Annotated in this window: 8 protein-coding genes; 3 read left to right on the top strand and 5 right to left on the bottom strand. The window is 73.1% G+C overall.

Annotated elements, in window-relative coordinates:
- Positions 1–79: 79 nt before the first annotated feature.
- From IEY98_RS30010 to IEY98_RS30000, 3 genes are all read right to left on the bottom strand, one after another.
- Positions 80–1,438 carry an FAD-binding oxidoreductase gene (locus IEY98_RS30010; RefSeq protein WP_189214053.1) on the bottom strand — a complete coding sequence of 453 codons (1,359 nt, stop codon included), beginning with the start codon at positions 1,436–1,438 and terminating at the stop codon, positions 80–82.
- A gap of 19 nt (positions 1,439–1,457) precedes the next feature.
- On the bottom strand, positions 1,458–2,846 hold the full coding sequence (locus IEY98_RS30005) for an FAD-dependent oxidoreductase (protein WP_189214052.1): 1,389 nt from the start codon (positions 2,844–2,846) through the stop codon (positions 1,458–1,460).
- A 131-nt stretch (positions 2,847–2,977) separates the two neighbouring features.
- Entirely contained in the window at positions 2,978–3,796 is an 819-nt protein-coding gene (locus IEY98_RS30000; protein ID WP_189214051.1) for an SAM-dependent methyltransferase, read from the bottom strand.
- Between the two features lie 228 nt (positions 3,797–4,024).
- On the opposite strand from IEY98_RS30000, the gene IEY98_RS29995 reads away from it, so the two are divergent.
- The 3 genes from IEY98_RS29995 to IEY98_RS29985 all read left to right on the top strand — a co-directional run bounded on the left by IEY98_RS29995 (position 4,025) and on the right by IEY98_RS29985 (position 7,476).
- Entirely contained in the window at positions 4,025–5,578 is a 1,554-nt protein-coding gene (locus tag IEY98_RS29995) for a class I SAM-dependent methyltransferase (RefSeq protein WP_189214050.1), read from the top strand.
- A gap of 43 nt (positions 5,579–5,621) precedes the next feature.
- Positions 5,622–6,869: a cytochrome P450 family protein gene (locus IEY98_RS29990; protein ID WP_189214049.1), complete on the top strand. Its 1,248-nt coding sequence runs from the start codon at positions 5,622–5,624 to the stop codon at positions 6,867–6,869.
- Positions 6,870–7,323: 454 nt separating this feature from the next.
- Positions 7,324–7,476, top strand: a complete 153-nt coding sequence (locus IEY98_RS29985; protein WP_189214048.1) for a hypothetical protein — start codon at positions 7,324–7,326, stop codon at positions 7,474–7,476.
- Between the two features lie 214 nt (positions 7,477–7,690).
- Here IEY98_RS29985 and IEY98_RS29980 read toward each other — a convergent pair whose 3' ends face one another.
- Complete coding sequence (locus IEY98_RS29980; protein ID WP_189214047.1) at positions 7,691–8,716, bottom strand: carboxymuconolactone decarboxylase family protein; 1,026 nt, start codon at positions 8,714–8,716, stop codon at positions 7,691–7,693.
- 10 nt (positions 8,717–8,726) lie between these two features.
- Positions 8,727–9,926 (bottom strand): class I SAM-dependent methyltransferase, encoded by a 1,200-nt coding sequence (locus IEY98_RS29975; RefSeq protein WP_189214046.1) that lies wholly within the window; start codon positions 9,924–9,926, stop codon positions 8,727–8,729.
- Between the last annotated feature and the right edge of the window lie 18 nt (positions 9,927–9,944).

The raw sequence follows: 9,944 nt of genomic DNA, 5'->3' as shown, positions 1-9,944 counted from the left end.
CGGGCGACATCCGCGATCCTCACACCGCGTCACCGGCCCCGGCATCTTCCTCAGTGCCCCGTGCCCGAGGGCCCGGCCGTCACCGCGCGGTCGCGCCGGGGGTGATGTCGGAGCCGAACAGGCCGGTGGGGTCGACCCTGGCGCGAACCCGGTCCACCGCCGCCACGTCCTCGGCCGACAGGTGGCCCTGCGGCTGCGCGCGGTTGTCCACGAACGTCGGCGCCGTGCGGCCGGTGTCCCACGGCGCGAGCGCCGCCCGCACCACCGCGCAGTGCCGGGTGATCTCCTCCTCGGTCAGCGGCGGGAACGGCGCGGCGGAGCCGGAGTAGGCGTAGTGGGCGTCGATGCGGTCGAGCACGCCGCCGCCCGGGCCGGGGTCGGCCAGCGCGCCGCCGAGCTGGCGCAGGCCCGCCATCACCAGCGGGGACCCCGAGCCCGCGCCGAGCACGCGGACGAACTCATCGATGCCGCTGTCGTCCAGCCTGCGCAGCAGCATGTGGTCGCCGACGAAGGGCAGCGGGTCGGCGGGATCCATGTGGATGTCCAGCACCGCGCCGGGGGCGGCGACCTGCCAGGCGTCCAGCGCGGGCCGGGCGATCGCGCGCAGCGGGTCGAGCAGGTCGTCGGTCTGGCGCAGCGCCCGCTCGGCGCCGTCGGTGGCGAGGACGACGCCGTCGACGCCGATCATCGGCCCGTTCCGCAGCTCGGCCGGGACCTCGGGCACCGGAGGGAGGTTGAGCACGCGGAACGACGTCGCCGCCTCCCTCGGCGCGTCGAGCGTCCACTTCTGCCAGGCCCGCAGCAGCGCGCCCGCGTGCTCGGCTGGCCAGAAGGTCGACCCGGCGACGACGGTCGTGGCCGGGAACAGCGCCACCTCGACGGCGGTCACCACACCGAAGCCGCCCCCGCCGCCGCGCAGCGCCCGGAACAGCTCCGGGTCGTGCTCGGCGTCCACCCTGCGCAGCTCGCCGTCCGCAGTGACCAGCTCGATCGCGCGCACGCTGTTGGCGGCCACGCCCACCGCGCGGCCGTAGAAGCTGATGCCGCCGCGCAGCAGGTAGCCGACGACGCCGACGGTCGCGGCGGAGCCGTGCGGCGGCACCAGCCCGTGCGGGGTCGTCGCCTCGACCACCGCACCCCACCGGGCGCCTGCGGGGATCCGCGCCACCCGGCCCGCGACGTCGACCTCCACCGGCCCGTCGAGCGCCGTGCGGATCAGCAGGGCGCCGTCCATCGGCGCGGCGCCGCCCGCGGCGTGGCCGGTGGTGTGCACCCGCACCGGCAGCCCGGCGGCCCGGGCGTGCCGGACCGCCGCGCGGACCTCCTCGACCGTCCGCGCCGTCACCGCGGCCGCGGGACGGGCGGGCGCGGCCAGGTTGAACACCGCGGCGGCGGCGTCGTAGGCCGGGTCCCCGGGCGGGGAGGCGGCGAAGCTCATCGGTGTCCTCCGCTGTCCGTCAGGCCGCGCGCGGAAGCTGGACGTCGCCGGGGCCGTCGGTGGGGCGCTGGTCGGCCGGGGCCGCGGCGGGCTTGCCGTTGCGGAGGATGCGCAGCAGCATGCCGGGGCGCATCAGCGAGGCAGGGGACTCGACCATGCCTGCCACCCGCATGAACGCGCCGGTCACCGCGCTGTCGCGGGTCATGGCGGCCTGGACCTTGGCCATGAACGCGTTGCCCATGCGGACCTTCAGCGTCCGCTCGCCCTCCACCTCGGGGTAGCCGAGGTCGCCGCTGACCGACATGTCCCACGCCCCGTCGATCACCTTGGCGATGTCGCGGTGGAAGCCAGCCGCCGACGGCACGCCGCGGCGCAGGTGGTCGCGCAGGGTCAGCGCCTCCAGCGCGGCGATCGTCATGCCCTGGCCGTAGACGGGGTTGAAGCTGCACGCCGCGTCGCCGATGACGATCATGCCGTCGGGGAAGCGGATCATGCGCTCGTAGCGGCGCCGCACGCTGGCCGGGTAGCGGTGGATCACCGCGTCGGTCAGCGGCTCGGCGTCCTTGATGACGTCGTAGATGTCCGGCACGGGCAGGGACCGGGCGAACTCGACGAAGCCCTCGTTGTCCGTCGGCGCGCTGTCGCCCAGCACGCCGTAGAGCGAGAGCACGCACTTGCCGTCCTCGATGCGGGAGAAGAACCCGCCCCGGCGGGTCGCGGGCGAGGCGACCGGGTTGATCGACAGGTCGCCGCGCAGGACGGACTCGTCGCTGAGCCGGTAGGTGCGCGTGGTGTAGCAGATGTTGACCTTGACCCGGTCCTCGTCCGGGCGCCCGTAGCCCAGCTCCTCGAGCCAGGCGGGCGTCCGCGAGCCGCGCCCGGTCGCGTCGACCACGAGGTCGGCCTCCAGGACCTCCTCCGGCCCGCCGTCGTGCGGCTGGACGCGCGCGCCGGTCACCCGGGCGTTGTCGGTGGTGGTGGTCAGGCCGACGATGTCGGTCTTCTCCACGAGCGTCACGTTGGGCAGGGCGGCGACCCTGGCCCGCACGTGCGACTCCAGCACCGGGCGGGTCGCCGACAGGCAGACCAGGCCGGTGGTGCTGGGCTTGAGCGGCAGGCCGTTGAAGAACCAGCGCAGCTCGCCGAGGTCGCCGGTCGGCACGCCCGCGGCCATCACGCCCGCGGTGAAGCTGGGGAACAGCTCCTCCAGGATCTGCTGTCCGCGCGCGAGCAGGCCGTGCACGTGCCTGCCCTGCGGGACGCCGCGGCGGGCCGTGGTGACGTCGGTCAGCTCGTCGCGGTCGACGACCAGCACCTCGGCGAAGGACTCGGCGAGGACCCGGGCCGCGAGCAGCCCGGCCATGCTCCCGCCCAGCACGATCGCGCGGCGGCCTACGTCGTGTCCCATCGCGGGACCTCCTCCAAGTCGTCGGATGCGCACCGCCACCGTTTCGTCCACTCAGGACGTCGAGGTGACGCGCGTCCAGTCTCGTCGAAACGCGCGGGCGCCCGCATCTCCCGAGTTGCCCGCGCCGCCGCTCACCGGCCGGGCTTGCGGGCGGCGACGATCACGTACCCGATCTGGTCCTTGCGCGGCACGAAGAAGCCGTGGTGCAGGCGGGCGAACTCCGCCACCGCCTCCGTGCCGAACTTCGCCGTCACGTCGTTCTGCACCCGCATGGCCGCCTCCAGGTACTTGGCCTTGCGGCCGAAGACGCGCGGCCCGCACTCGGTGTGCTCCTCCACCTCGAAGCCCGCGGCCCTGGCGAGGTCGAGCCACTGCGGCAGCGTGGGCAGCCTCGGCAGCTTGAGGGTGTCCATGAAGGTCGCCACCCGCTTCGGGTCGCCCTGGCCCGCCAGGCTGAAGTCGGAGAACGTGATCCGGCCGCCCGGGCGCAGCACCCGGTACAGCTCGGCGAACACCTGGTCGATGTCGGGCGCGTTCTGCAGCGACTCCAGCGCCAGCACGGCGTCGAACGTGCCGTCCGGATAGGACAGGCCCATGAAGTCGCCGTACTCATAGGACACCACGTCGCCGACGCCCGCCGCGCGGGCCCGCTTGCGCGCGCGGTCGATCTCGAAGCGGCTCACCGTGATCCCGGTGACCCGAACGCCGAACCGGTTGGCCAGGTGGATCGCCGTCTCGCCGGGGCCGCAGCCCGCGTCGAGCACGTGCTCGCCCGCGCGCAGGCCGAGGGTGTCGGTCACCTTGCGGGTCATCCGGTGGACGGCCTCGGTGAGCGACGCGTCGTCATCGCGGTCGTACCAGTACCACATGTGCAGTTGGCCGTCGCGCAGTTCGTCGCCGATGGGCGAGCGCTTGTCGTAATGCTCGCCGATCTCCGCTGGCTCACTCATGTGCCCGCCCCGGTCGGTGGTGTGATCGCCACAGCGTGGTCGCCCCATCGTGGCCGCCCGCGCGGGGCGGCCACATCTCGCGGAATGCGATACGGCGGCGGGCGCGCACGCCGCGAGATGCCCCCGGTCCCCCCGAGCACAGGGGGAGATGTCCGGATATCCCTTGCGGTGGCACGGTTCTCGTCGGGCCCAGTCTGCCTATTCGCCTTCCCTGGGAGGAAACGCCGAATGAGTGCCTCCGACGCCTACCCCCCGTTCGCCGCACTGGTGCGTTCGTTCATCGCGGCGCCTCCCGACGGTCTGGACGCCGAGTACCAGCGGCTCGTCGCCGCGCTGTGGAGCGAGGGGAAGCTGACCGACCTCGCGCTCGACGCCGTGCCCTCGGTGATCGCCGCGCTCGACGAGGCCGGTCCGGACCGCCAGGGGCACATCGCCGTCCTGCTCGGCCTGCTGGCCGAGGCCGAGTACCCGCGGCTGGACGGCCCGGTGGCCACCGCCGTGCGCGCGGGCCTCGACCGCTACCTGGAGCTGGTGCGCGGCGGCGCGAGTGGGCAGCCGCTGACGCTGGCGCTGCTCTACCTGCTCGCCCACTTCCCCGCCGACCGCGACCGCGTCCTCGCCGTCACCGGCGGGCTCGCCCTCGACGACGAGGAGCGGACCCGGCTGGAGCGCGGCCTGGCCGAGCTCGACCCGGCCGACCCCGACCTGGGCAAGGTGTGGCCCGCGCCGTCGGCGTGGGACATGGACGAGGAGAACGCCGCGCACGCCAAGGCCGCGGTGCGCGCGCTCACCCCGGAGCAGATCCGCAAGAACTGGGAGAACGACACCCGCACGGTGTGGGCGTTCAGCGGCCACATCGCCTACTGGGCGCTGAGCAACGGCGCGCCCGCCCGGCTGCCGATCCCGGCCGTCCCGGACTGGACGTTCGAGCAGCGCGACCCGGGCCCGACCGACCGCCTGTTCGGCGAGCGCGCCGCTGTGCTGCGCTGCCCCACCTGCCACGGCCCGATCGAGGTGCACGAGACCGGCGCCCGCTGCACGCCCTGCGCGACGAGCTACCTCAGCGCCAACGGCATCCTCGACCTGTCCAACGGCGTGCGGGACGGGCAGGGGTCGCACGAGGCGACCGCGGACCTGCTGCAGAAGCTCTCCGAGATGCCCAAGATGGGCCTCTACTACGAGACCTTCCTGCGCCCCAACTACCTGCGGCTCGCGGGCACCAACATCGGCTACGAGATCACCCCCGACGACGAGTACGCCTACATCCGCGAGCACCTGCGCGGCACCGAGGGCCCCGTCGTCGACGTGGCCGCGGGCGCGGGCCGGTGGACCGAGATCGTGGCCGAGGCCGTCGGAACCGAGCGGCTGACCGCGGTCGATCTGCTGCTGCCCATGCTGAACGTGTTGCGCGGCAAGCTGCCCGAGGTGCCCGCGGTCATGGGCAGCGCGCTCAACCTGCCGATCGCCGACGGCTCGGTGGGCGCGGTCAACCTGTGGAACGCGCTGCAGGCGTTCCCGGACGACGCCGAGCAGGGCATCGCCGAGATCGGCCGGATCCTGCGCCCCGGCGGCGTCTTCACGATGATGACGTTCCGCTGGAGCGACGACCCGATCGCCCGCTACTTCCAGGCGTCGCACTTCTTCCCCAGCCGTCCCGAGGGCCACCTGCTCTTCGAGCTGGAGCAGCTGCGGCAGTGGCTCGCCGCGGCGGGCCTGACGGTGCGCGACGAGAAGGCGGACGTCGGCACCTTCGTGTTCATCACGGCCGAGCGCACGGCCTGACCGGTTCGCAAAACGACAAGCAGGAAACAGTGGGAGACCTCTGATGGAGAAGCGCTGCCCCGCCCTGGACCCGACCGGCCAGGACATCCACGCCCAGGCCGACGAGTTGCGCGCGAAGGGTTCCGCCGTGCAGGTGGAGCTGCCCGGCGGCGTCCTCGTCTGGTCGGTCAACAGCCACGCCGTCATCAAGCAGCTGCTGACCAACCCGAACGTCACCAAGAGCGCCCGCAACCACTGGCCCGCCTTCATCAACGGCGAGATCCGGCCGGACTGGGAGCTGATCAGCTGGGTGGCGATGGACAACGTGTCCACCACCTTCGGCCGCGACCACCACCGGCTGCGCAGGCTGATCGGCAAGGCGTTCACCGCGCGGCGGACCGAGGAGATCCGCCCGCACGTCGTCGGGCTGACGAACATGCTGCTGGACGCGCTCTCCGCCGTCCCGGCAGGCGAGGTGGTGGACCTCAAGGAGCGCTTCGCCTACCCGCTGCCCGGCATGCTGGTGGCCGACCTGATCGGCATGTCGGAGGAGGCCCGCGTCGCGACCGCGAAGGTCCTCGACGTCATGCTGGACACCACCATCAGCCCCGAGCAGGCCCAGGAGGTCCTGCTGGGCTGGCGGACCGCCATCGCCGACCTGGTCGCCCTCAAGCGCGCCGAGCCCGGCGCCGACATCACCAGCGACCTGATCGCCGCCCGCGACGAGGACGGCTCCCGGCTGTCGGAGCAGGAACTGGCCGACACCATCTTCGCCATCCTCGGCGCCGGTTCGGAGACCACGATCAACTTCTTCGACAAGGCGATCACGGCCCTGCTCAGCAACCCCGAGCAGCTGGAGCTGGTCAAGACGGGCCAGGCCAGCTGGGACGACGTGATCGACGAGGTCCTGCGCCTGGAGTCCCCGATCGCCAACCTCCCCCTGAGGTACGCGGTGGAGGACATCGACCTCGGCGACGTGGTCATCCCCAAGGGCGACCCGATCCTGGTCAACTACGCCGCCATCGGCCGCGACCCCGCCCTCCACGGCGACACCCGCTGCACCTTCGACCTCACCCGAACCGACAAGGAGCACCTCTCCTTCGGCTACGGCCCCCACTACTGCCTCGGCGCGGGCATCGCCAGGATGGTCGCGAAGGTGGGCCTCTCGGCCCTCTTCGAGCGCTACCCCGACCTGACCCTGGCGGTGCCGGTGGAGGAACTGCAGCCCCTGCCCACGTTCATCATGAACGGCCACCGCGGCCTCCCGGTCCGCCTGACCGCCGTCGAGAGCAAGGCCAGCCAGGCCGCCTGACCGCTCCAGCCGAACCCGCCCGGACCATCCCACGATGCCCCGGGCGGGTTTCGCTTTGTGGGGGGCAGGGGCCGAGGGCGCAAGGCCCGGAGGCCGAAGGCAGGGCCGAGAGCGCAAGGCCCGGAGGCGGCGCAGGAGGGGCCGGAGCCGGGGAGCCGGAGCAGGGAGACCCGGGCAGGAGCAGAGGGCGAGGGGCGGGGGCGCAAGGCCGGAGCACGAGGGCAGAAGACAGAGGCAGGAGCAGGGATCGAGGGCGCAGAGCACGGAGGCAGGCCGGGGCCGGAGGCCGAGGACCCGAGGGCCAGGCAGAGGGCCAGGCCGAAGGCAGGGGCCAGGCCGAAGACAGGGGACCGAGAACGCAAGGCCAGGCAGGAGGCAGGGCCGAAGACAGGGGCCGAGAACGCAAGGGGCAGAGGCCGAGGGCAGGAGGCAGGGGCCGAAGGCGCGAGCCCGGGTGCCGGACGAGGGCGCCGGACGAGGTCGCCGAGCGGGGGCGGGGGCGCCGAGCGGGGGTGAGGGTGAGGGCGAGGGCGAGGGCGAGGGCGAGGGCGAGGGCGAGGGCGAGGGCGAGGGCGAGGGCGAGGGCGAGGGCGAGGGCGAACAGTAGTCGGCAGCCGCTTGGTGAACCAGCTGGCACTCTCCGCCGCCTACCCCCCAAAGCAGGGCTTGCCTGCCATCCCGGAGACCAGCCCGTCCGGCGAGGACGCTCTTAAACCACGAGCAACGCCGGGAACCGGCGAGCCGACCCCACACACCAGCCAAGCAGAAAGGGGCCGTCCCCGGGACAGGAGGGACGGCCCCTTTCAACGCCCCACGACCACTCAAGCGGCCGCCGGACGAGCATCCGACATCCACGAGCTGATCCGCCGAGCCGCAGCCATACTCGCCCACGCCGTCAGCTCGATCAGCGCCCCATCCCCCGGCTGAGAAGCCCGATAAGCCTCCACCAGCTCCTCATCGACCTGATACGACGCCATAGCCGTCAACAACGCCAGCTTCCCCGCCGCCTGGTTCTCAGGACGCAGTGACGCCACCGCCGAGTTCACCCACGCCCGGCTGAGCCCTGGCGCCTGTCCGTCCCATGACGACAGTCGACCCAGCACCAGCGCCCGCACCTCCGGCGCCACCGACCGCACCCCCGCCGCCTCCACCGCCGCGTACGCGCGAGCGAAAGCGTCGGCCACCACGGGGTTCCCCCCAGCCCACCCCAAGTCGTCCGGCAAGGGCGTAGAAGGCAACAACTCGACGGAATCACCCGGCCGGGCCACGTCGGCCGCGGACGCGCGCAGCACCCCGCCGAGGACCTGGCGGGCCCGGGGCTTCGCCGACTCCGGGACGTGCGCCGGGAACGGGGAGTCCCGCAGGAACACGTTGACCATGCGGTTGTAGTAGTGGAACGCCACCGCCACCCCGATCAGCTCCGGCAACCACGCCGGGTCCGACGGCGGGGCGCCCGCCCCGGGCGCGGTCGCGGTGGCGCGGGCCCACTCCGTCAGCGCCGAGCGGTCGCCCTCCACCGGCAGCGCGGCCAGCGTCATGCCGTGGACGTCGGCGCAGTACGGGCAGCTGTTCGCCTCCGAGACGCCCGTCGCCACGGCCTCCTTGGCGGCGCGGTCGGCGGCGCCGTCGGCGATCAGGGTCTCGCGCAGGATCGCCCAGGACGCGGCGAGGACGTCCGGCGCGGCCGAGTGCAGCGCGACCGGCGGGGCCAGCATGCCGAACTCGCGCTCCACCTGGCGGTACACGTCCGCGACCAGACCCTCCGCGCGGCGGCGCGGGACGACCCGGACGTGCCGGGTGTCGCGCAGCGACCGGCGGACCGCCATGCGGACCAACCTGGCTACCATCCGACGGCTCCTATCCCTCGGCGCGGGCGATGACCGCGCCGACCACGAAGTCCGGGTACTTCTCGGCAATGGCGTCGACGTCGGGCAGGACCGTGACGTCGCCCAGCCCGGCGGCCTCGAAGGTGGCCCGCCACGCCGCGGGGGTGAGGAAGCCGTGCGTCGGGCGCTTCACCGGGTCGGTCATGACGTCGGTGAAGCTGTCCAGGAAGTCGAAGATGATCTCGGCGTGGATGGGCCGGGCCAACTTCGTCGGCCGCACGCACTCCGACACCACGACCGCCCCGCCCGGCTTGAGCGCCTTCGCCGCCTCGGCGATGACGAAGTCGAGGTCCGGCGCCACGTGGAAGCAGTTCACCGAGTACACCGCGTCGAAGGTGCCCGGCTCGACGCCCTGCGCCTCCCACGAGGTCGTCATGTCCAACCGCGCCGACTCCACGACCGTCGACGGCGACGCCGCCGCCCGCGCCGCGCGCTCGCCGTGGCGGGCGAAGGTCTCGGCCACCTCGGTGAACCGGTAGCGCGTCACGCTGGACCCGAGCCTGCGCAGCGCCTGGTCCGCCGCGCTGCCGCAGCCGCCGCCGATCTCCAGGACCTCGAACGGGCCGTCGGCGGGCACGAGCCGCGACAGCGCCTCGGCGCCGACGGTGTTGTTGATCGCGTAGAGCGGGTTGTCGTTGGAGAAGTACTTCAGCCAGAGCGGCAGCTTCTGCGGGGAGAACAGGATCTCGTCGCCCGTGGCGCGGCCGCTGAAGAACGTGCCCGCCTCGTCGACCAGCGTCCGCAGGATCTCCGCGGCCACCGCCGCGCCCGGCTCCCGCTCGGCCAGCTCGGCGGCGACGGTGTCGAAGTCCTCCACCGGGGCCAGGCCCGGGAAGTAGCGGCCGTCGTTGCGGGCCAGGATGCCGCTGTCGGACAGCTTCTCGTAGAGGAACTTCAGCGGGATCGTGCGCTTCCACGGCATCGACAGGGTCTTCTTGGCCATCGGGACCGTGATGCCCGTCGCGGGCGGCAGCGCGCCGATCGAGTCCAGGATGCGGTACGCGGTCGCGTCGACGAGGCGGGCGAAGGTCTCGTTCGCCGCCAGGAACCGGAACGGGAAGAGTTCGCGGACCCCCGGGTCGGCGATGGCGGCGCGCAGCTTGGCGAACTCGACCGTCCTCGGGTGCCGCTCGGGGTGGCCGTACAGGTCTTCCGCGAGGTTGCTGCTCATGGTGTTCTCCGGCTTTCC

Origin of the sequence: Actinokineospora fastidiosa, assembly GCF_014648415.1 — a bacterium.
Taxonomy (GTDB): domain Bacteria; phylum Actinomycetota; class Actinomycetes; order Mycobacteriales; family Pseudonocardiaceae; genus Actinokineospora; species Actinokineospora fastidiosa.
The sequence above is the reverse complement of the archived record's forward strand: the minus strand, read 5'-3'. Positions and strand labels throughout refer to the sequence as shown.

Bases quoted from the DNA above. Each gene is read 5' to 3' on its own strand.
- IEY98_RS30010 (WP_189214053.1), bottom strand. From the start codon at position 1,438: ATGAGCTTCGCCGCCTCCCCGCCCGGGGACCCGGCCTACGACGCCGCC.
- IEY98_RS30005 (WP_189214052.1), bottom strand. From the start codon at position 2,846: ATGGGACACGACGTAGGCCGCCGCGCGATCGTGCTGGGCGGGAGCATG.
- IEY98_RS30000 (WP_189214051.1), bottom strand. From the start codon at position 3,796: ATGAGTGAGCCAGCGGAGATCGGCGAGCATTACGACAAGCGCTCGCCC.
- IEY98_RS29995 (WP_189214050.1), top strand. From the start codon at position 4,025: ATGAGTGCCTCCGACGCCTACCCCCCGTTCGCCGCACTGGTGCGTTCG.
- IEY98_RS29990 (WP_189214049.1), top strand. From the start codon at position 5,622: ATGGAGAAGCGCTGCCCCGCCCTGGACCCGACCGGCCAGGACATCCAC.
- IEY98_RS29980 (WP_189214047.1), bottom strand. From the start codon at position 8,716: ATGGTAGCCAGGTTGGTCCGCATGGCGGTCCGCCGGTCGCTGCGCGAC.
- IEY98_RS29975 (WP_189214046.1), bottom strand. From the start codon at position 9,926: ATGAGCAGCAACCTCGCGGAAGACCTGTACGGCCACCCCGAGCGGCAC.